Raw genomic sequence first — 20,439 nt, forward strand, 5'->3', positions numbered from 1 at the left:
TTGACGTAGAACAACTACGCCAGCGCAAATGCGCCTTGCATCTGGCCGCTTAGCGGCCCGCTGATATATACAATTAGTACCTTACACCACACTAGGAAACTATCCACTGCACTCGCCTCAAACTCCGGCCTGAGCAGCAGTCTCAGCAGCGCAAGATTTGCCCGGATATCGGTAGTGTCGATATCCAGATAGATATCCTCTTCAACGATCAGGTTTGCCGGGAAATAGATCAGTGGAGAGAATATCTTTCGCCTGTTTGAGAAGCCTCCAGCCTGGTCGACGGTACCGGTAATCATCAGGCATCCGTAGACCAGCCGTCTTTCCCTCCGATAAGTATCGGACTGCTCCAACAGGGACTGCGCTTTTTCTCCTACCAAGGGCGTCCTCGGCAGCTCCCCGCAGGCGAGAAAGTCTCTCTCCGAGAAATGGATAAGCCTGTCCTTGCGGACCTTGGTTATATTCGTTAGGGAGAGATCGGAACTGTCGGCGCGGTAACACCGCCTGAAATACTCTATATACTTTTCAACAGGTTCAATGGTCATTTAATCAATCTGTTCAGATAAAGAAGCCACAGCGCTTTCAGTCCCGGCCAACTGCCGGAAGACACCCGCTATCAATTTTCCGGAACTCAGGCTCTGTATTTCGTCCAAGGAAAAACGAAGGTATATATCCTGGTGACCACAGAGAGGGGAATACAGACCAGAATGACGACAATCCCCAGCAGGCCGCGCATGATATCGCTGCCCTCTTCATTTTTCTCGTCCTTATCTGAGAGGTAGGCGTTGTAGCAGTGATCCGGACCGTCGATTGGCAGAAAGGTAAAATCGATAATCCGCTCCATCACCTCCCAGTAGGGTCTGAACGGGGTGTCTTCCACCCTGGCAAAATAGCCGGTCCGTGCGGAAATGGTGGCATCCGGGTTGCCGCCGGCAATGGCATTGCCCAACTGGTCTATCGCGATCAGCACGCCCCCTATCCAGCTCATACCCTGTCTCTACGAAATTATTGAACATTCTCTCTATGCCGCAACCCGGTTCTTGTACCCGGCAGGCGGACATATAAACTTTACACGAAATATTTAATTGCAGGAAACGGCGGGATTTTTACTATGGGCTTTGATCAAGCCTTATCATTAGGAACCTGGGGGCCGGGCGCCGATAAAGGCTAAAACTGCGAATCGAAGCCAAAGTACCGGGACCGGAATTTGGGAGCCGATGGTTCCGAAATCCCGGTCCCGGTACCTTGCCGGTAACTCAAGTGAAGTTGATCGTCACTGGAGACGGCGCGGGCGCCGGGCCGACTTGGTTTTACCGGACCCGGACTTTTTCCCGCGGGAACTGCTCGCGCGGGGACTGGTTCCGCGAGGATTGCTTCCGGTCACATAGGTCCTCTCCTCCTGAACCCCGCCATCCAGTTTGTGGATCTTTACCAAGGCCTCCTTGCCCTTCATAAAGGTACTGGTGGCACTGATGATCTCACGTTTGGTTTCCGCGGTCAGCGAGGCTCGAGCGGAGCCCTCCCTGGCCAGTTTCCAGTGATCGCCCTCTTTGGTGATGTGATAACTCTGCATGCGAACCTCCTCGACTGTTGCAGATAAAAAAACCCATCGAACGGGCCGGACGGCACATCAGGCCTTGAACAAGTCGGTATCGATGAAATCGGCCCTGACCATGGACCAGAAGTCCGTCGCCAACCCGGCTTCAACATAAGCATAGGGCAGCCAACCGTAGCCCTCCACGCCCCAGCCCTCTCCCCAGGAATTGCGAATCAGCAAGGCGCCCTTTTCACCGGCGATTTTCTTTTTATCATCATAACCGACGGCGAGCACCGCATGGCCGCCCTCGAAGGAGTCGCCGGTGGTCGGGAAAGGAATCTCACCTTTTCCGTCGCCCGGAGGCGGCATGGAGGAATAAACCGTAAAGCCGAACATCGCCGTCAACTGGCCGGCGAGGCTCTCCTTGATCCTGCCGAGCAGTTCACTTCTGTCCACATCCGGCGGGTCGAGACGGAAGTACTCGATCGCCTTGTAGCTTTGCGCGAAGGTGAAACAGAAGCTGCTGGGGTCATCGTTGAACTTCTCGGGATCATAGGGCCAGTACTTTTCCGCCGGAACACCGAACAAAACCATCGCTTTCATGGTGTCGCGCAGAAAGGCGCCGTCGTCCCCGGTGAAACCGAGTAATTGCCGGGTCACCTTGTAGAGGAACAGCCGCGAGGCATCCAGGTGTTTGCCGAAGGCTCTCCGCTCAAAGTATTCCAGCATGCCGACACCGGCGTGGGCGGTACAGGAACCCAATTGCCCCTGGTCTTCGATCGGCGAACAGAATTCGCGTAGGTCCACGGAGGGCGGCGGCGCCTTCAGCGCCTGCTTCAGCGGCGTGGACTTACCGAGTATTCCCGACACCGATTTTGTCGAGGGTGTGTAATCGCGAATATCCGGAAGATCGCGATTCCAACCGAGCCCGCGGCCGTGTATCTGCCGCATAGCCGTACTCCTTTGCTACACCGAGTGGCAGCGCAGCCCGCTGGAATGCATCCAGCAGCTGCCGGCAACCGGGCACTGAACGTCTACGGCGATAGGGATGGAGCCGCCCGGGCACTGGGCCATGCTGATACCGGTGCACCAGTTTCCGGTATCCAGCTGGTAGCAGGCGGCTTCGCCGACCGGGCACTGGGAATAGGCCATCACTTCCGTGTCACCCGGCAGGCAGTGGCGCGGGAAGGCTGGCATTTCCTCCAGCGGAATGGGCTGGTGGGTGTAGACCTGCGGGGTGCCGCAGAGGTCGTTCCAGTAGCCATCCCAACCGGCGCAGCCGCCGAGCAGTGAGGCCGCGGCGAGCGCGGTTATTGCAAATTTACCTTTCATAGATGATACAGCGGCGGCCGCCGTAAATTTCGAAACACTGGGCGCTCGGCGGGCAGATGGAGCCAGGAGCGAGTTCCTCGGCATTACCGGGACAGCTGCTCCTCTGCTCCGCATGGGAGGCGGCGCGGGGAATCGGTTTGCTATGGGGATAGACCACTTGGTCGCGAGTGTCACTGACGCCGCAGCCGGCGAGCAGCAAAGAGGCGACAAATGCGAAGGATATCGTTCGTAGCGGCATAGGAAATTTCTCCGTAGGGTGGCCCCTCTCCCAATCCTCTCTCCCCGAAGGGAGAGGATCTATTCTTTCAAGTTCTGAGATCAGTAGACCCGCATTACCGGAAAAAACCAGCAGGCGGAACCCACCGATTGCAATTCAGCCTCCACACTGCAGTGGCGGCTTGCCGCCGGCGGTGCATAGGAATTGGCTTGGTAATTGCCGACCTCGACGAAGTCGGCGCTGTGACTGTTGTCATCCGGATCGAAAAAGAAGGGATCAAAGCCGTCCTTGTCGTCGACGGGAAGAAGAACGCAGCCTTGCAGGGCCAGCGCTGTTACCACTGGCAGGGCGAATGTCCCTATGCGCTTCATTTCCGAATACCTCTTTACTTTCAGAGTTAAGCGAAAGGTTTGTATTCTTCAGTGTAGCTGGCGGGATTTTTAGCTAGGGGATGCGGGAAAATTTATGCGCGGAATTCATCGAGTACTTGGAGCGGCCCATGGCCGCGATCGATGTTGTCACAGATCGATCGCGGCCATGGGCAGATTTTTGCCCCGGCCGCTCCACGCATTCGCGGCGCCTTCGGCCCTGCAAAATCTGCATTTCCGCTGGGCGGCACCCCGCTGGGCGGCACCCCGCTGGGCGGCACCCCGCCATCCTTGGCGGTCGCCGCTCCTACAGGAGAGTCGTGGCGGGTCAGAGCAACAGGCGGCGCACGTCGCCCAACACGTTGACCAGGTAGGTCATAAAGCGCCCGGCATCGCTGCCGTTTACCGCGCGGTGATCGTAGGACAGCGCCAGCGGCAGCATCTGCCTCGGCACAAACTCCTTACCGTTCCACACCGGCTGCACACTCAGCTTGGAAACACCGAGGATACCCACTTCCGGCGCATTGACGATCGGCGTAAAGCCGGTGCCGCCGATGGCGCCGAGGCTGGAAATAGTGAAGCAGGCGCCCTGCATGTCCCGCGGTTTCAGCTTGCCGTCACGCGCCTTCAGCGCCATCTCGCTGGCCTCTTCGGCCAGTTCGTACAAGCCCTTGCGATCCACGTCGCGGATCACCGGCACCATCAGGCCCTTGGGTGTATCCACCGCCATGCCGATATGCACGTAGTCCTTGCGCACAATGTGTTCGCCGTCGTTGTGCAGCGATACGTTGAAGCTGGGCTCAGCGCGCAACGCGGCGGCGGCGGCCTTGAGCAGGAAGGGCACGGGAGTGAGTCTCACGCCGCGCTTTTCCGCCTCCGCTTTCATGGACTTGCGGAATTCCTCCAGCTCGGTGATATCCGCATCGTCGAACTGGGTGACGTGAGGCACGTTGAGCCAGTTGCGCGCCATATTGGCGGCGGTGAGCTTGTGGATCTTGGACATGGGCTCGGCGGTTACCGGGCCGAACTGGCCGAAATCCACTTCCGGCATCTTGGCAATGCCGATACCGGCGCCGACGCCCAGGGCACCGCCGCTCTCGGACTTCTTCACCTGCTCCTTGATATAGGCGTGCAGGTCGTCCTTGGTGACGCGGCTGCGGGGGCCGGTGGGCTTGACCTTGTTCAGGGTCACGCCCAGTTCCCGCGCCAGCTTGCGCACCGCGGGGCCGGCGTAGACTTCCGCGGAAACGGTGAGGTCCCGCTCCACCTGGTGGTCCTTCTGCGGTGCCGCGGGGGGTTCGGCCGTTTCGGCAGGCTTTTCCTCTTTGGCCGGAGCTTCCTTCTCCTTGGGTTTTTCTTCCGCGGGTTTTTCTTCCACAGATTGCTTCGCAGCGCCGGAGGACACTACTTTCAACACGCCCAGGTCGTCGCCGGCGGAAACCTTGTCGCCCTCCTTCACCGCGATGGAAACCACAGTGCCGGAAGTCGGCGAGGGAACGTCCATGGAGGCCTTGTCGCCTTCCAGCACCACCAGCGAATCGCCCTCGGCCACTTCGTCGCCGGGCTTTACGCAAATTTCGATCACGTCCACCTGGTCCGCACCACCGAGGTCGGGGACGGTGATGGATTCTTCCTTTTCCTCACCGGCCTCGGACGTTTCGCCGCCAGTGGTCTCGACCGGCTTCTCTTCGGCTTTTTCCTGCTCAGAGGTTTTCTCCTCCGGTTCGGCCTCCGCCTTTTCCTCTTCCTCGCCCTCGGCCTCTGTTTCGATCTCGCCGATCACATCGCCCTCGGAGACCTTGTCCCCCTCGGATACGGAGATACTGAGGATTTTGCCCGCATAGGGAGAGGGCACATCCATGGAGGCCTTGTCGCCCTCCACAACGATCAGCGAATCCTCTTCCGCGACGGTATCGCCCGCCGCCACGGTGATTTCAATCACGTCCACCTGATCGGCACCGCCGAGATCAGGCACTTTAATGACTTGCTTTGCCATGTTTTTGCCTTCCTTTCGAGCGTGCCTCAGCTAATACGCGGGTTAATTTTTTCCGGATCGACATTGAGCTTCCGGATGGCCTCGCTCACTTCTTTTGCGTCGATCACGCCCTGCTTCACCAGGCCATTCAGCGCGGCGACGACCACATAGTTGCGATCCACCTCGAAGAAGCGGCGCAGCTGTTCGCGGCTGTCGCTGCGGCCGAAACCGTCGGTGCCCAGTACCGTGAGGTCGCCGGGAATGAATTCCCGCAGCGGCTCCACGTAGGAACGAATGTAGTCGGTGGCAGCCACCACCGGGGATTCGTTGCCTTCGAACTGCTGGGTAATCCAAGGTTTGCGCGGTTCGTCCTCCGGGTGCAGCATATTCCAGCGCGCCACGTCCTGTCCCTCGCGGGCGGCTTCCACACCGGAGGTGAGGTTCCACACGTCGGAGGTCACACCGAACTCCTTCGCGAGGATTTCCGCCCCGGCCAGCACTTCACGCAAGATGGTACCGCCGCCGATCAGTTGGACATGCTTCTTGGCCGCCTTGCCTTTGCCACTTTTCTTGGCTCCGGACCTGACGCGGTAGATACCGCGGATAATGCCCTCTTCCACGCCCTGGGGCATTTCCGGCTGCAGGTAATTCTCGTTCTCGATGGTGATGTAGTAGAAGACATTCTTCTTCTCCTCGTACATCTCCTTCAGGCCGTGCTGGATAATTACCGCCAGTTCATAGCCGTAGGCAGGATCGTAGCTCTTGCAGTTCGGGATGGTGGACGCCAGCACGTGGCTGTGGCCGTCCTGGTGCTGCAGGCCCTCGCCGTTCAGGGTGGTGCGGCCGGCGGTGGCGCCGATCAGGAAGCCCCGCGCCTGCATGTCGCCGGCGGCCCAGGCCAGGTCGCCGATGCGCTGGAAGCCGAACATGGAGTAGTAGATATAGAAGGGCACCATGGGCACGCCGTGGTTGCTGTAGGCGGTCGCCAGGGCAATCCACGCGGACATGGCGCCGGCCTCGTTGATGCCCTCTTCCAGCACTTGGCCTTTCTTGTCTTCCTTGTAATACATGATCTGGCCGTGGTCGACTGGGGTGTATTTCTGCCCCTGGGAAGAGTAGATGCCCAACTGGCGGAACAGGCCTTCCATACCGAAGGTGCGCGCCTCGTCGGGGACGATGGGCGCCACGTTCTGGCCCATGTTCTTGTCCTTCACCAGCGCGGCGATGGCGCGCACGAAGGCCATGGTGGTGGAAATTTCGCGGTCGCCGGAGCCCTTGGTCAGGGCGCTGAAGGCATCCAGGCCGGGCACCTTCAATGCGGGAAAGTCCGCCTTGCGCGACGGCACCGGGCCGCCCAGGGACTTGCGGCGCTCGGCCATATATTTCATTTCCGGACTGTCCGGGGCCGGGCGGTAGTAGGGAACCTCCTCCAGCTCCTTGTCGGACAGCGGGATGCCGAAGCGGTCGCGGAAGCGCTTGAGAGCGTCCAGGTCCAGCTTCTTCACCGAGTGGGTGTCCATGGCCGCTTCGCCGGCGGCGCCCAGGCCGTAGCCTTTTACCGTCTGCGCCAGGATTACCGTGGGCTGACCCTTGTTGGCCATGGCCTCGGCGTAGGCGGCGTAGACCTTGTAGGGGTCGTGGCCGCCGCGGTTCAGCTTCATGATTTCATCGTCGGAGAGGTCCTTGACCATCTCCAGCAGTTCCGGGTACTTGCCGAAGAAATGCTCGCGGGTATAGGCCCCGCCGTTGGCCTTGAAGTTCTGCATCTCGCCATCGACCACCTCGTCCATGACTTTCTGCAGCAGGCCCTTGTCGTCTTTTTCCAGCAGCGGGTCCCACAGACGGCCCCAAAGGACCTTGATCACGTTCCAGCCGGCGCCGCGGAAGACACCTTCCAGTTCCTGCACGATCTTGCCGTTGCCGCGCACCGGGCCGTCGAGGCGCTGCAGGTTACAGTTGACCACGAACACCAGGTTCTCGAGGTTCTCACGGCCGGCCAGGGAGATGGCGCCGAGGGTTTCCGGCTCGTCACACTCGCCGTCGCCGAGGAAGGCCCATACCTTGCGGTCGCCCCGCGGAGACAGCCCGCGGGCGGACAGGTAGCGCATCATGTGCGCCTGGTAGATCGCCTGAATCGGGCCCAGGCCCATGGATACGGTGGGGAACTGCCAGTAGTCCGGCATCAGCCAGGGGTGTGGGTAGGAGGACAGGCCGTTGCCATTCACTTCGCGGCGGAAGTTGTCCATCTGCTCCTCGTCGAAGCGGCCCTCGAGATAGGAGCGAGCGTAGATACCCGGGGAGCTGTGGCCCTGGAAGAAGATCAGATCGCCGAGCTGCTCGCCTTCGTTGCCGCGGAAGAAGTAGTTGAAGCCCACATCGTACAGCGTGGCCGCGGAGGAGAAGCTGGCGATATGCCCGCCCAGAGCGTCGTCGTTCTGGTTGGCGCGCACCACCATGGCCAATGCGTTCCAGCGGATCAGTGAGCGGATGCGGCGTTCCATAAACAGGTCGCCGGGCATGCGCTTTTCCGCGCTGGTCGGAATGGTGTTGCGGTAGTGGGTGGTGATGGCCGGGGGCAGCTTCACCCCCGCGTCAGTGGCGCGTTCGGACAGCTGCTTCAGCAGAAATGCGGCACGCTCCTTGCCGCTGTGGCGGATTACCGCCTGCAGCGCGTCCAGCCACTCCTGCGTTTCCTGGTTGTCGGTTTCTTCGTGCATCAAGTGCTCCTCGGCGAATTGTGCGACGTCGAGTCGGTCTTTCTTATTTCAGAATCAATGTTGGCAACTGGACAAAGTACAGCGCTGGGGCGGCGGTGCCCCACTGGTAAAGGAATCGCGCGGGACCTGACATCGCCGTCCGGCTCGACTTACTACCGGGACAGAAGGAAGGGTACCTCTCTTCCGCCATTCGTAATTCGACAGTGAAAGTTGGCCCACCCAGGCCGCCGCTTCGGCAGCTGGACGGTCGTGGCGAGCCTCAAGCGGGGGCGATTGTAGTATTACTACAAAAGTTTTTCCAGATAGGACATTTAGTAACAATTAAAACCAATTACTAAAACAAATATATGCCGAATCGGCCCGTATACGGACGATATTGCGGAAAAACCGGAAAAAATAGTTACAGAACCGAGTCCAGAAATTGCTTTTCGGTCACGTTCCTGGCGAGGTACAGCCTCTGGAGCTGGAGGGCCGTCTGCCGTGGACGATAACCCCGATAGTCGCAGGCAGGCTGGCCGGGCTAGCTGAAGAAAGAACCCGGACGGCTCACAGACCCTCTACATCCAGCACCAGTCCCGGGGAAGCATAAGGAGTCCAACTGACTGCCGGCGCCGGAGGGGCCATCTACCTGGTGCTGCACATGAACTGACCGAAGACCGAACCGCCCTCAATCCCACCCATCGGCAGAGGCGCCTGGAAGCCGCCGTCGATCGAGATGGCAAAGTGCGAGAATCCACCCGTCGGAACCTCCTTGCAGGCGAATATGCGCAGACGGTGACATACAGGCAAGTCTGATTTTCCTGCTCCCGACCAGGGGAAAACAGGGATACAGCTTTGGCGCGGCCACGTATTCCCGGCTAAAGTTTTTCTGAAAGCATGCCCCATACAGCCGCACTCGCACCGCCTTTCCGTCAACCGAGCAATTCACCATGAAAATGACTCGCATCCCGCTGTTGTTACTCTTCGGCCTCAGCCTGGCCGTCGCCAACGCCTCGGCCGCGCCGCCAGGCAATAAGCCCCAACCGAAAGTCAACACAGATTTCCTCTTCGTACAATCGGCGAAACGCATGAGTTTCGACAAGGGCACCAACCGGCTGACATTGAAGGACGTCAGCCCGGTGACGCTCTTCTTCTCCGACCGGCCGGAACGTATCGCCGGCAACATGAAGACGAAAGCCTTCATTCCCTTCTGGAGCCAGGGCAAAAACAGCTTCCTTTCCGACCCACCCAATGCCGACGTCTCGATTCTCAAAGGCGAAATGCTGCACCAGGTTGTGGTAGAGCTACGCAATCCGGTGCTGGAGGGCAGGAATCTGATATACACGGTGGAGGTTCTGAAAGGCGAGATGCCGGCTACCGGTGATATCGTCTCTGTCTTCATCGACGTCATCAGCATGCCGTTGACGTCGATCTCATACGCGGGGCACCACCGGCGCACTTTCCGCCGCGCAGTGCTCTATTGAGTCTCTACCAATCGCGCCCCAAGTTTATTACCGGTAACATTTGTTGCCGGTATTTGTTATGGGTCATCTCTTTCCCTGCTATTCGAAAATTCCCAGCTGCAGCAGGCGACGCACCGCCTGGGTGCGCCGGGATACGCCCAGCTTTCCGTAGGCGGATTTCAGGTGGGTCTTGACGGTGTCGATAGGCACGACCAGGCGCTCGGAGATTTCCTTGTTGGAATAGCCCTCGACCACCAGCGCCAGGATTGCCAACTCCATTTTGCTCAGTTCGCCGAACCCGGCACCGGCCGGATCCGGCTTCGCCTCCCCAGCGGTTTGATCGGGAGTGATGATGGTGTCTATCTGCTGTTGCCACAACTCACCCGGCTCGGGCCCGGCGGAGAGCCCCGGATCTTGCCTGAGCGCCGTCAGCGCCGCGATCACCGCCTCGCCCTCGTCGCGAAACAGCTGAATGGCTCCGCTCTCCGGATCCAGGGCCAGTGCGTCCATCAGCGCCTGTTTGGCCTGATCCGGTTTGTTCTCCGACAGATAGGTCTTGGCCAGTAGTACCTGCAGTTCCATGGCCCGCAATACTTGATCATTTTCGACAGACTCCCCGATCAATGCCTTCAGCAAAACCGCGGCCTTCACCGCATCACCTTCCGCCAGGATCAGGCGCACTTCGGCAACCCCGATCCACTCTTCGATATTCGCCTGAGTGTAGCCCGAAGGACGGGGAAGGATTTCCCAGTGGTGCTGCCACTCGTCGAAACAGGCTCTGGCCCGCCCAAGTTCGCCCAGCGCCAGCAGCAGCCGCACCCGCTCGTGCACGACACAGGCGCGTAGGCGCGTCCAGCCGCGCTCCTCCGCCAGCGCCTGCATCTCGTCCAGATAGTCGAGGGCGCCCTGGGTATCGCCCGCGCCGTGCAGCAGCCGCGCGCGCGCGCTGAGCACGCCAATGACCATGTCGACGGTCGCATAGACCCGCAGTGCTTCAAGACCCCGCTGGAACAGGGTTTCGGCCCGCTGTAGCTCTCCCCTCTGGTAGCAGAGGAGCCCGGTCATCGACTCCAGCAGAGCCACCCCCTCGGAGTTGGGCATCACGTGGCGCAGGATATTGTCCAGCTGCTGCTCCACATACCCGATGCCCTCCTTGAGCCGGGCGCCGGCGAGATAGACGAGCGCGGCGAGGCAGGCGGCCCAAGCCTGGTTGTAGACCTGCTTGGGAACCGTGGGAGCCGCCAATACCTCCCGGGCTATTTCCAGCACCTGCGCGTACTCCCGCCGGACGTAGTGCAACATGCCCGGCAGCAGCCTGAAGCAGTCGCGGAGATACACAGGCTCTGGGGGACAGCGGGGCAGCCAGGTGTCCGTCAGTTGCGCCGCCTTGTCCAGTTGGTCGTCGTAGGCATACAGGTTCGCCTCGATGCAGTTGACCTCCACCCACTGTGCCGGCTCGAGGGAATACCTGCGGCTCTTGAGCTCTTCCAGCAGCCGCCGCGCCTGGGCCAACCGGTTACAGAGCACCTGCAGCCAGGCCAGTTGGATCAGCGTCCCCTGGCTCTCCCGCAGCAGCGACTCCGGCAGGCGCCGGACCAGGCCGAGGAACCGGGACACGTAACCCTGAACCAGAAGGCTGATCCCCTCCTCGTCGAGCAGCTCCAGCGCACGTCCTTCATCGCCGGCGCTGATGGAATGCTGTATGGCCTCCGCCATCAATCCGTGTTTCTCAAACCAGGTGCTGGCCCGGCGGTGCAGCCCCACCAGATCCTCCGCGCGAGTGGACTCCAGTTGCCGCACAAGGGCATTGCGGAACAGGGGGTGGAGCCGGTACCAGTCGCCGCTCTCGTCCAGGCTCTGCACCGGAAGGCGGGAATCCTGCAGCCGCGCCAGCTCGAAACTGTGTTCCCGGTCGCCGGTGACGGCCAGGCACAGGGATGCGCAGAAGCGATCGAGTATGGCGATGCGGCGCAAAAAACCGGCCAGGGTCCCGGGCATCTGCGCCACCACCTCCTCGGTGAGAAAGTCGGCCACGGACCCGCTGTTAGCGGACAAGGCACTGACAAGGCGGCTGCGGTCGGCGGAGCCCTGCATGGACAGGGCGGCCAGCTGCAACACGGCCGCCCAGCCACCGGTGCTCTCGCACAACAGCGCCATCTCCTCGCCGCTCACCTGCAAATGGTTGACGTCGCACAATAGGGCCCGCGTCTCCTCTCTGTCGAAACCCAGGTCGCCACTATCGAGCAGCAACAGGTCGCCGGCCGCACTGTATCGCGACAGGGGGACCGGCGGCATGCTGCGCGAGCCGATAAAAAGGTAGAGGTTACCGGGCAGGTGCAGCAACAGGAGCCGCAACGCCTCGTGCACTGCCGGGTTGTGGATGTGGTGGTAATCGTCGAGAAACAGCGCGTAATGCTGGGAGGTATCCAGAAATCCGAGCAGCTCGGTGATCAGGTGCCGGCCGCTGAACTCGCCCGCCGTCAGGCGGCGCTCAACCAGCTCCCCCGTGACCGCCGGGTTAAACTGACCGAAGGCCGCGCCCAGGCAGTAGAAAAAAAGGCCCTCTTCATTGTCCTCCTCATCCAGGGTCAGCCAGGCGGTGGCCAGCCCCCGGTCCTGCAACCGCTGCCGGCACTGCGCGAGGAAGGTGGACTTGCCGTAGCCGGCCGGCGCGGTCACCAGGCACAGGTGCGCCGCGGGAAGCTGCTCGCCACAGGCCTTTTGCAGCAGCCGCTCGCGCAACACACTGTCCTCCACCAGGTGCGGAGGCGTCAGGCCCAAGGCGATCATGGGCGTCGAACCGAATCTGTTCTCGCTGCTAGCGGGCATCAGGCACTCCGTCTAGGGCGGCTGCGGCCGCGGGCATCCACCTAGGGCGCTCCGCGCGACCCCATCAAAAATGGGCGGCACTCTCCGGGTGTCCGCGAGTTAAAGATTTTTATAATGTTTTAACCGATTAACCTGTCATCCAGTATAGGCCAGGGATAAAAACCCTATTGAAGCGCGCGGTGATCGCGTCCCTTCCCTCACAGCTGGACCGGTGCCGCGCCGCCCAGGTACTCGGCGTACACCAGATAGCGCAACGGGCCGCGGGGATCTATCGCATCGAAGGGATAGCAGGTCACCAGCAGCAGCCCCGGCTCGGCGAAAATCGGCAGCTGTTCGCGACCGCTGTCCACCACCCGGGTCTCGCTGACCCTGTAGCCATGCCAGCGGCCGCGATTGTCCTGCAGCTGAATCGGTGCGCCGGGTTTGAGTTTGCCCAAGTCGCCGAAATGGGTATCGCGGTGGGCGGCGATCACCGTGGTGCGCGGCTCTCCCGGCGCGCCGGAGATTGCCAGCATTCCCGGGCCGAAGGCCAGCGCCTGGCCGCTGCCGCCGGCCAGTACCATCAATGGTTTTTGCTGATCCAGCTGCAGTTTCGCCACCGGCCAGGTGTCCGCCCAGGGCCAGGGCTTCACTTCGACGCCCGTCTGCAGCCGCTCCTCCCAGGCATCGCTGATCAGCACCTGTGCCAGCTCCGCCTTGACCAGCAGCCAGGCGGCGCCGCCCAGCTGCCAAATCCCGGCGGCCAATAGGATGCCGGACAGAGCCGCGCGCAGCATTAGCGAGTCCTCACCGGATTACGCTCCTGCGGCAACCGGACCCGGCGCAGATCAGGCAGCAGTTTTCGCAGCCAACGGCGCAATTGCTGCGACAGACCGCACCGCAACGCCCGTCCGCGGCGCAGCAGCCCGCCTAAGCTCAATAGGGCTGCGGCCATCAGCAGTTGCGCGTTGAGACCGGTGGCGGTGCTCGGGTAGGTCTGACGCTGCAGTACCTGACCACGCGCCACCACATTGGGCACCGGGCTTTTGGAGAGCCCTTCTCCTTGCGGCCGCACCACTTTTTCCTCCACCGCAACAAAGCTGGTGTAAGGACTTGCCAACTGGTGATCCAGTGCCAGTTGCAATACCTGTTCGCGCAGCGACTGCCCGGCCTCGCTGGATTCCCCCACCGCCAGTTGGCGGTCGCGCAGCGACTCAATTTTGCTGCGCGCCCAGACGCTTCCGATCCCGCGGCCAACATCGGAACCGCTTTTCTTCAGAGCCAGGCGCAGTTGGAACTGCTTGCCCGCCTGTCTTCCGCGCAACTGCAGCTCACCGCTCAGCCCGGCGCCCCCGAACTTCGCCACCAGTTGTATCGGCTCACCGCGGTAGAGGTCGGGAATTCTTTTCGGGTAGGCCTCCACCACCAGTCCTTGGGGCCAGGTGATCTGCAAATCGGTCGCCAGCGGATTTTCCAGCTTGGCAAACAGCGCCTGCATTTTCTCCTGCACCTCGCCCAGATCGCCGATAGTGACGGAGACACCGCGACCGAACTGCGCCGCCTTGCGCATAAAGTGGCTGTTGGGGGCCGAGCCGATGCCGACGGTAAACAGGCGCGCGTTGGCGAGCGATTGCTGGATCAATTCGAATAGCGCACGCTCGTTGCCCACCGCGCCGTCGGTGATAAACACCACCTGCCGCACAAGATTGTCGTCACCGGGCAGCTGCTGGCTCAGCGCCAGGCGCAAAGCCGGCGCCATCTCAGTGCCGCCACGGGCCTGCAAGGTCTCCACCTGGGCCCGGGCGTGCCGGATATTGACGGGGTCCGCAGCGACCGGGCGCGGGAACAGCGCGCGGGTGTTGCTGTTGAATTCAATCACATTGAAGCGGTCCCCCGGCTGCAGTCGCGACAGCGCCAACAGCAAACTCTCCTTGGCCTGGCGAATCGAGTTGCCGCCCATAGAGCCGGAGGTGTCGATCACATAAATCACTTCCCGCGGCAGGCGCCGCACTTTTTCTGCGCTGTCCGGCGGCAACAGCAGCAGTTGCAGGTAAGTACTCGCCAGCTTCTCTCCATCTTTTCCATCTTCTCCGTCCGGTGCCAATCCCTTTTCGGTAAACAGCGCCGCGCGGGGCATAGCGGACGTGCGCGGGCGCCAGCGCAGGGCGAAATCCCGATCCATGGCCGCACTGCCGTTGCGCAGGGTGACGGAATAGCTTCCGCCGCTGTGCTTTTTGAAATCGATATCGTGATAGGGGCTGTTGATATCCGCCAAGGGCAGCCCGCCGTCCAGTTTTACCTCGATGGAGATTTTGTGGCTGCTGTTTGCAGTCAGCTCTGTGGCCGGTTGCGCAAAGCTGTCGGGAGGCATTTTAGGCGACTTTACGCTGCCCCGAAGGGTGGATTCCACCGGTGGAATCCACATAAATGGAGTGATTTTATCTGCGTCCGGCACTTGGTTCGTGGGAAGAGCCCAGCCATCACCATCGACTGACAACTCGGTTTCGACACCTTCGATCACCTTGCCGGGAATATAACGCGGTGTCAGTGTGGTGGGCAGGCGCAGGCTGAAAGTGCCGCTGTCGTAAGCCACCGGCTGCAGGTAGCGGATATGCACGCGAATGGTTTCGCCCGGGGCAATATTCGCCACTTTGTTGGTAAACAGGTTCGGGCGCTGCTGCTCCAACAGTGCGGCGCGCTTGCCGGCGGCGCGGGCAGCCTTGTAGATCTGCGCGGCCTGCTCGCGCTCGCGCACCTTGCCGACGATACGCCGTTCGCCCACCTGGATTTCCAGGCCGTTCACCGCCGCCTGTTCCGGCAGTGGCAGTACGTACACCGCCTCCTGCCACTGGTCGCTGCGGTTGGCGAAGGCCTGCTCCAGCTGCACTTCCGCCACCAAGCCGCGCACCTCAACACGCGCATGGCTGGCCAGGTGGACTGCCGGGACATAGCGGCCCTGCTCTGCGCTGTTGAACAACAGGTCCCCGCTTTCCACGTCGTCCAGGGTGACAGGCTGTTCCGCCCGCGCGCCCACCGCGGCGATAAATACCGCCAGCGCGGTAATCAGAAACAGCAGCCAGCGGCTGCGCTTCCCGCCGCGGTAACGGCGGCGGTAGTATTCCTCGGTCGGCAGTACCAGCAGTTCGCGCGGTATGCGCTGGCCGGAAAAAAGTGCCCTGTTCACTTGCATCCCTCCATATTTGTTTCGTTCTGGAGAGGATTAAAAAGGGGCAAGCGGGCGGAATCGGGCTTGGATAGCGGCGGGAAGAAGGGGAATTGTGGCGAATTCTGACAGGAGCCGGAAGACACTGCAGGAGCCGCTGGCCGCGATCGGTATCAGATAAGGACGAAAGTCGCGATGCGAAGGGCCTGATGCGGTAGTAGGCCGCTCGTCCTCAGGTCCGTTGAGGGGCTGGAGCCTTCAGCGTTCAAAAAATAACGGCACAAAAAAAACCGGCGCAAGCGCCGGTTTTTTGCAAATCATCCGATCCCAGTCGATCGGCCCCCTAATCAATCAAACCATAGCCGTTGCGCAGTACCTCGATCAGTTCCGCCTTCGGGTTGTCTGAAATCTCCAGTTTCTGGCCGATAATCTTTTCCGCAATCCCCACGTAAGTGGCTGAGACATCCATCAGCATGGATGCCGGCAGCTCGTTGTCGCGGGCCAGGGCTTGGCGTTCGGGCATGCGGTGCTTGTTGAGCAGGATATCCGGGTCCGGGAAGTGGTTCAGCAGCGCCTGGCGGAAACCCTCTTTGGAGTTCTCCACTATCTTGCCGACGCGGTACTGTTCGCCATCCCAGATACGGGAGGAGTCCGGGGTGCCCACTTCGTCCATATAGATCAGCTTTTCCTCGCCGCTGGCGTCGGTGACGTAGCCGAACTCAAATTTGGTGTCGACGAAGATCTGGTCAAGTTTTTCCAGTTCCTCGGAGATCACGTAAAAGCCCTCTTTCAGCAGCTTCTCGTAGAGGTCGATATCGTCGCGGCTGCGGAAGTTGAAGGCCTCGAAATTGTCTTCAATGTTGCCGCGGGTGATGTTGACGTCGTCCGCCTCCGGCACACCGGGAATGTCCTTGAGGATGCCCTTGGTGGACGGGGTGATCAGCAATTCCGGCAGCTTCTGATCCTTCTGCAGGCCGTCGGGAATTTCGATGCCGCAGAATTCACGCTCGCCCTTGGCGTAGGCGCGCCACATGGAGCCGGTGATGTACTGGCGGGCGATGGCCTCGATCATCACCGGGCGCGCCTTCTGCACTATCCATACCAGCGGGTGGGGAATGTCGAGGATGTGGCTGTCCGCCAGGCCGTTGTCCCGGAACAACTTGAACCAGTGGTTGGAGATAGCGTTCAACGCCGCCCCCTTGCCCGGCACGCCGCGCATGCCGCCCTCACCGGTCCAGATGCAGTCGAACGCGGAGATGCGGTCGGAGATCACCATCACCGCCAGCGGCGCATCCGGGGCCACGGGGTAGCCCTTTTCCTGTATCAGGCGGCGGCTGTCGGCCTCGGTGAGCCAGTAGACGGAGCGGACTTTGCCGCTGTGGATGGGCTTGTCGGTGCGAATCGGCAGGTCGTCGTTGACCGCCAGTACTTTGTCGGCAAGGCTCATGGATCTATACCTGTTCAGGGTCTGCCAGAGAGAAAGCGCGGGATTCTAGCAAAAGCCCTCCAGCGCAGACAGAGCCCCGCGTTCATTGCTGTGCTCATTGCTGATCGTTGCCGCCGGTGCTGGCTTCGCCGTTTTCCCCCATCTCCCTGGCCTCCCATTCGGCCTGGTGACCGGCAGTCGGCCAGGCGTTCATGATTGCCTTCAGCAGCGTCGCCAGCGGAATGGCGAAGAAGACGCCCCAGAAACCCCAGATGCCGCCGAAAAACAGCACCGCGAGAATAATCGCCACCGGGTGCAGGTTGACCGCCTCGGAAAACAGCAGTGGCACCAGCACGTTGCCGTCGAGCAGTTGGATAATGCCGTAGGCCAGGATCAGGTAGAAGAACTCGCTGCTCCAGCCCCACTGGAACAGCCCGATGGCAGCCACCGGGATGGTCACCACTGCGGCCCCGATATAGGGAATCAACACACTGAGCCCCACAGCCACCGCCAGCAGCAGCGCGTAATTGACCCCCAGCATCAGGAAGGCGGCGTAGCTGACCACGGCGACGATGGAGATCTCGATCACCTTGCCGCGCACATAGTTGGCCACCTGGTCGTTCATTTCGTGCCAGATCTGGCGCAGCATGGGCCTGCGATTGGGCAGGAAAGAGACGCACCAGTTGACCAGTTTGTCGGAGTCCTTGAGAAAGAAAAACACCAGGATGGGCACCACCACCGCGTAAATCAGCACCGCCGCCAGCACCGGCAGGTTGGCGAGGGAGAAGGTCACCAGGGTCTGGCCCACCGAGCCCAGTTCGCTGCCCAGGGTATTGAAGATATCGTCGATCTGCTCCGCGGAAACCAGCCGCGGGTAGCGCTCCGGCAGCAGCAGCAGCAGCCGCTGCCCCTGCTCGATCATATTCGGCAGCTCGGCGAACAGCCGCACCAGTTGGCGCCAGATAATCGGCAGCACCACCAGGAACAGGGCGACGATAGTGCCCACCAGCACCAGGCAGGCCAGGGTTACCGCCAGCCAGTGAGGCACTTTCCAGGAAACCAGCCGCTGCACCATACCCTGCATCAGAAAGGCGATGATCAATGCCGCCAGCACCGGGGCCAGTACCTGGCCGAGGGTGGCCAGAACCACCAGAGCCGCCAGCATCAGCAGCACCAGCAGCACGACCTCTTCCTGGCTGAAGTAGCGGTTTACCCAGTTTCGGACTATCGCCAGCATAATTTCAGTCGTCTCGTTTTATCCAGTAGCTGAATACCCCGCCCCGCTGCTCCGCGCGCAGCAGCGGCCTGCGGCTCAGTTCGGCGTAACTGTGGAAATCCCTCCAGGAACCCGGATCTGTGGCCAGCACGCGCAACAGCGTACCGGCGGGCAGTTCACCCAGGGCCCGGCGCATGGCCAGCAGCGGCTGCGGACAGGCCTGTCCGCAGGTATCCAGGGTGTACGCGGCATCCCAGTCCACGTTTTGTGTCTGTACAGTTCCGGTCATCGTCTCGGTCGAGAATCGGCAGTGCGGCGGATTATAGCCCGGATGTTGTATGAAATGCCGCGTCCCTTCATTCGTCCACCCGCTCGCCCGCCAAGGGGTACGCTCTTGGGCCCGGAGTCACAGTTCACAAACAACAGAACCTTTTCCCCGCCCTCTTGGTCAAAACCTCGACAGCTCGCCGAGGTTCCGTATAGAGTTGTCTTAGATCTTTTCTTGACCAAGCAGTAGCCACAGATGATCGATCACCAACAGAAAAACTCGCGGCGCTCCCCTTCCCGCCGGCACCTCGGCAGCGGGCTGGCGATCCTGGGTCTGGGCTTGTTGCTCGGCGCGCCGCTGGCGGCAGTCGCCGACGACGGCCAGATCCTGTTGCCGGAACTGGGCGACAGCAGCAGCGGTGTGGTATCCCGAACACGGGAGAAGGAATTGGGGCAGATGTGGCTGCGCATGTTCCGCAGCCAGGTACGCACCTCCAACGACGCGCTGCTGCAGCAGTACGTGGAAAATACGGTCAAGAGCCTGTCCGAATACGCCCCACTGGAAGACAAGTCCATCGACGTGGTGGTGGTCAGTAACGACACCATGAACGCCTTCGCGGTGCCCGGCGGCATCATGGGCGTACATACCGGCCTGTTCCTGTTTGCCGAGAACGAAGATCAGTTCGCGTCGGTGATCGCCCACGAACTGGGCCACCTCAGCCAGCGCCACTACGCCCGATCCCTTGAGGCCCAGCGCAACAGTACCATCCCCACCCTCGCGGGCATGCTTGGCGCCCTGGTTCTCGCCGCCACCGCCGGCGGTGACGCCGGCATCGCGGCGATGACCGCCACCCAGGCCGCCGCGCTGGACAGCCAGCTGCGCTTCTCCCGCCAGAACGAACAGGAAGCGGACCGGGTGGGCATCGAGACCCTGGCCAAATCCGGCCGCAATCCCGAGGAGGCCGGCGAGATGTTCGAACAGATGCTCAGGGCCACCCGTTATTACCGCCGCCCGCCGGAGTTCCTGCTCACCCACCCGGTGACCGAAAAGCGCATCGCCGATGCCAAACTGCGCGCCAACCGCATGCCGGCGGTCGAGACCAGCGATAGCCGCGAATACCACCTGATGCGCGCACGCATCCGCGTGGCCGCCGAAGCCACCCCGCAACAGGCGGTCAAACGCTTCCAGGCGGAACTGCGCGGCATCAGCGACAACGAGGACGCCGCCCGCTACGGCCTGGCACTGGCGCAGACCGCCGCCGGCAAAATGGACACTGCCCTGGAAACCCTGCAGCCGCTGCTGGACAGGGAGCCGGATAAAGCGGCCTTTGTACTGGCCCGCGCGGATATCGACCTGGCCCGCCAGGATCACAGCAGCGCCACCAAGCGCCTGCGCAAGGCGCTCGAAAGGAACCCCGGCGATCACGCCCTGACCATGGGCCTGGCCAACGCCCACTTCAAAGCGGGTAACTACCTGGCCGCGGAGCGCATCCTCGAAAGGCACAGCCGCGTACGCAAAAAGGACCCGACGGTCTGGTACCTGCTTGCGGAGACCCACGGCCTGGCAGGGGACATCGTCGGCGTACACGAGGCGCGCGCCGAGTACTACATTCTCAACGGCGTTTTCGACAAGGCCCTGCAGCACCTGCGTCACGGCATCCGCATGGCCAAGGACGACTACCAGACCCACGCGATCCTGGAGCAGCGTATGAAAGATGTGATCAAGATGCAGGAGAAGGCGAAGGAGCTTTAATGCGGAATTCGGGATGGTGAATGCGGAATACGCGGGCCAGCTCATTACCGCCGGAGCGTTTCGCCGCCGCGCGCAGACATTTGTAACTCACTGAAAGATTGATCGCGGCCAGCGGCCGCTCCTACAGGCACCCTGTAGACATCATGGATTGACCTGCCCAGCCTCGACATCGTGGGTTATGTTTGGAGGCTGGAAAGAACCCTAAACACAGAGCCACATCG

17 protein-coding genes are annotated in these 20,439 nt (G+C 61.3%); 2 read left to right on the forward strand and 15 right to left on the reverse strand.

What is annotated here, in order from left to right; all coding sequences use genetic code 11:
- Window positions 1-14: 14 nt before the first annotated feature.
- The 9 genes from FHS09_RS21400 to aceE form a co-directional block, all read right to left on the reverse strand.
- The gene (locus FHS09_RS21400; RefSeq protein ID WP_183463772.1) at window positions 15-542 is read right to left on the reverse strand and encodes a hypothetical protein; all 528 of its coding nucleotides are present in this window, start codon (window positions 540-542) and stop codon (window positions 15-17) included.
- Window positions 543-628: 86 nt separating this feature from the next.
- Window positions 629-985, reverse strand: a complete 357-nt coding sequence (locus FHS09_RS21405; protein ID WP_183463774.1) for a hypothetical protein — start codon at window positions 983-985, stop codon at window positions 629-631.
- 285 nt (window positions 986-1,270) lie between these two features.
- On the reverse strand, window positions 1,271-1,570 hold the full coding sequence (locus tag FHS09_RS21410; protein WP_183463776.1) for a DUF2188 domain-containing protein: 300 nt from the start codon (window positions 1,568-1,570) through the stop codon (window positions 1,271-1,273).
- 57 nt (window positions 1,571-1,627) lie between these two features.
- Window positions 1,628-2,485, reverse strand: coding sequence for a C1 family peptidase (locus FHS09_RS21415; RefSeq protein ID WP_183463778.1), 858 nt, complete (start codon window positions 2,483-2,485; stop codon window positions 1,628-1,630).
- Window positions 2,486-2,500: 15 nt separating this feature from the next.
- The gene (locus tag FHS09_RS21420) at window positions 2,501-2,866 is read right to left on the reverse strand and encodes a hypothetical protein (protein ID WP_183463780.1); all 366 of its coding nucleotides are present in this window, start codon (window positions 2,864-2,866) and stop codon (window positions 2,501-2,503) included.
- The gene (locus tag FHS09_RS21425) at window positions 2,856-3,104 is read right to left on the reverse strand and encodes a hypothetical protein (protein ID WP_183463782.1); all 249 of its coding nucleotides are present in this window, start codon (window positions 3,102-3,104) and stop codon (window positions 2,856-2,858) included. Before FHS09_RS21425 ends, FHS09_RS21420 begins: the two co-directional genes overlap by 11 nt.
- Window positions 3,105-3,184: 80 nt before the next feature.
- A complete protein-coding gene (locus tag FHS09_RS21430; RefSeq protein ID WP_183463784.1) occupies window positions 3,185-3,454 on the reverse strand; it encodes a hypothetical protein in 270 nt (89 codons plus the stop codon).
- A gap of 325 nt (window positions 3,455-3,779) precedes the next feature.
- On the reverse strand, window positions 3,780-5,447 hold the full coding sequence (gene aceF / locus FHS09_RS21435; RefSeq protein WP_183463786.1) for a dihydrolipoyllysine-residue acetyltransferase: 1,668 nt from the start codon (window positions 5,445-5,447) through the stop codon (window positions 3,780-3,782).
- 26 nt (window positions 5,448-5,473) lie between these two features.
- Window positions 5,474-8,143 (reverse strand): pyruvate dehydrogenase (acetyl-transferring), homodimeric type, encoded by a 2,670-nt coding sequence (gene aceE, locus FHS09_RS21440; RefSeq protein WP_183463788.1) that lies wholly within the window; start codon window positions 8,141-8,143, stop codon window positions 5,474-5,476.
- 929 nt (window positions 8,144-9,072) lie between these two features.
- On the opposite strand from aceE, the gene FHS09_RS21445 reads away from it, so the two are divergent.
- On the forward strand, window positions 9,073-9,606 hold the full coding sequence (locus tag FHS09_RS21445) for a hypothetical protein (RefSeq protein ID WP_183463791.1): 534 nt from the start codon (window positions 9,073-9,075) through the stop codon (window positions 9,604-9,606).
- Between the two features lie 78 nt (window positions 9,607-9,684).
- Here FHS09_RS21445 and FHS09_RS21450 read toward each other — a convergent pair whose 3' ends face one another.
- From FHS09_RS21450 to FHS09_RS21475, 6 genes are all read right to left on the reverse strand, one after another.
- Complete coding sequence (locus FHS09_RS21450) at window positions 9,685-12,414, reverse strand: winged helix-turn-helix domain-containing protein (RefSeq protein WP_183463793.1); 2,730 nt, start codon at window positions 12,412-12,414, stop codon at window positions 9,685-9,687.
- Window positions 12,415-12,611: 197 nt separating this feature from the next.
- On the reverse strand, window positions 12,612-13,190 hold the full coding sequence (locus FHS09_RS21455; RefSeq protein WP_183463795.1) for a class GN sortase: 579 nt from the start codon (window positions 13,188-13,190) through the stop codon (window positions 12,612-12,614).
- Entirely contained in the window at window positions 13,190-15,577 is a 2,388-nt protein-coding gene (locus tag FHS09_RS21460; protein WP_343057543.1) for a VIT domain-containing protein, read from the reverse strand. The genes FHS09_RS21455 and FHS09_RS21460 overlap by 1 nt, the downstream gene beginning before the upstream one ends.
- 322 nt (window positions 15,578-15,899) lie before the next feature.
- A complete protein-coding gene (locus tag FHS09_RS21465; RefSeq protein ID WP_183463800.1) occupies window positions 15,900-17,003 on the reverse strand; it encodes a phosphoribosylaminoimidazolesuccinocarboxamide synthase in 1,104 nt (367 codons plus the stop codon).
- A 94-nt stretch (window positions 17,004-17,097) separates the two neighbouring features.
- Window positions 17,098-18,219 carry an AI-2E family transporter gene (locus FHS09_RS21470; RefSeq protein ID WP_183463802.1) on the reverse strand — a complete coding sequence of 374 codons (1,122 nt, stop codon included), beginning with the start codon at window positions 18,217-18,219 and terminating at the stop codon, window positions 17,098-17,100.
- 4 nt (window positions 18,220-18,223) lie between these two features.
- Window positions 18,224-18,487, reverse strand: coding sequence for a sulfurtransferase TusA family protein (locus FHS09_RS21475; RefSeq protein WP_183463804.1), 264 nt, complete (start codon window positions 18,485-18,487; stop codon window positions 18,224-18,226).
- A 234-nt stretch (window positions 18,488-18,721) separates the two neighbouring features.
- Here FHS09_RS21475 and FHS09_RS21480 point away from each other — a divergent pair, with 234 nt between their 5' ends.
- A complete protein-coding gene (locus FHS09_RS21480) occupies window positions 18,722-20,218 on the forward strand; it encodes a M48 family metalloprotease (protein ID WP_183463806.1) in 1,497 nt (498 codons plus the stop codon).
- Window positions 20,219-20,439: the final 221 nt, after the last annotated feature.

Origin of the sequence: Microbulbifer rhizosphaerae (assembly GCF_014191725.1) — a bacterium.
GTDB lineage: Bacteria > Pseudomonadota > Gammaproteobacteria > Pseudomonadales > Cellvibrionaceae > Microbulbifer > Microbulbifer rhizosphaerae.

Coding starts and splice junctions, on each gene's coding strand:
- FHS09_RS21400 (WP_183463772.1), bottom strand. CDS start 542: ATGACCATTGAACCTGTTGAAAAGTATATAGAGTATTTCAGGCGGTGT.
- FHS09_RS21405 (WP_183463774.1), bottom strand. CDS start 985: ATGAGCTGGATAGGGGGCGTGCTGATCGCGATAGACCAGTTGGGCAAT.
- FHS09_RS21410 (WP_183463776.1), bottom strand. CDS start 1,570: ATGCAGAGTTATCACATCACCAAAGAGGGCGATCACTGGAAACTGGCC.
- FHS09_RS21415 (WP_183463778.1), bottom strand. CDS start 2,485: ATGCGGCAGATACACGGCCGCGGGCTCGGTTGGAATCGCGATCTTCCG.
- FHS09_RS21420 (WP_183463780.1), bottom strand. CDS start 2,866: ATGAAAGGTAAATTTGCAATAACCGCGCTCGCCGCGGCCTCACTGCTC.
- FHS09_RS21425 (WP_183463782.1), bottom strand. CDS start 3,104: ATGCCGCTACGAACGATATCCTTCGCATTTGTCGCCTCTTTGCTGCTC.
- FHS09_RS21430 (WP_183463784.1), bottom strand. CDS start 3,454: ATGAAGCGCATAGGGACATTCGCCCTGCCAGTGGTAACAGCGCTGGCC.
- aceF (WP_183463786.1), bottom strand. CDS start 5,447: ATGGCAAAGCAAGTCATTAAAGTGCCTGATCTCGGCGGTGCCGATCAG.
- aceE (WP_183463788.1), bottom strand. CDS start 8,143: ATGCACGAAGAAACCGACAACCAGGAAACGCAGGAGTGGCTGGACGCG.
- FHS09_RS21445 (WP_183463791.1), top strand. CDS start 9,073: ATGAAAATGACTCGCATCCCGCTGTTGTTACTCTTCGGCCTCAGCCTG.
- FHS09_RS21450 (WP_183463793.1), bottom strand. CDS start 12,414: ATGCCCGCTAGCAGCGAGAACAGATTCGGTTCGACGCCCATGATCGCC.
- FHS09_RS21455 (WP_183463795.1), bottom strand. CDS start 13,190: ATGCTGCGCGCGGCTCTGTCCGGCATCCTATTGGCCGCCGGGATTTGG.
- FHS09_RS21465 (WP_183463800.1), bottom strand. CDS start 17,003: ATGAGCCTTGCCGACAAAGTACTGGCGGTCAACGACGACCTGCCGATT.
- FHS09_RS21470 (WP_183463802.1), bottom strand. CDS start 18,219: ATGCTGGCGATAGTCCGAAACTGGGTAAACCGCTACTTCAGCCAGGAA.
- FHS09_RS21475 (WP_183463804.1), bottom strand. CDS start 18,487: ATGACCGGAACTGTACAGACACAAAACGTGGACTGGGATGCCGCGTAC.
- FHS09_RS21480 (WP_183463806.1), top strand. CDS start 18,722: ATGATCGATCACCAACAGAAAAACTCGCGGCGCTCCCCTTCCCGCCGG.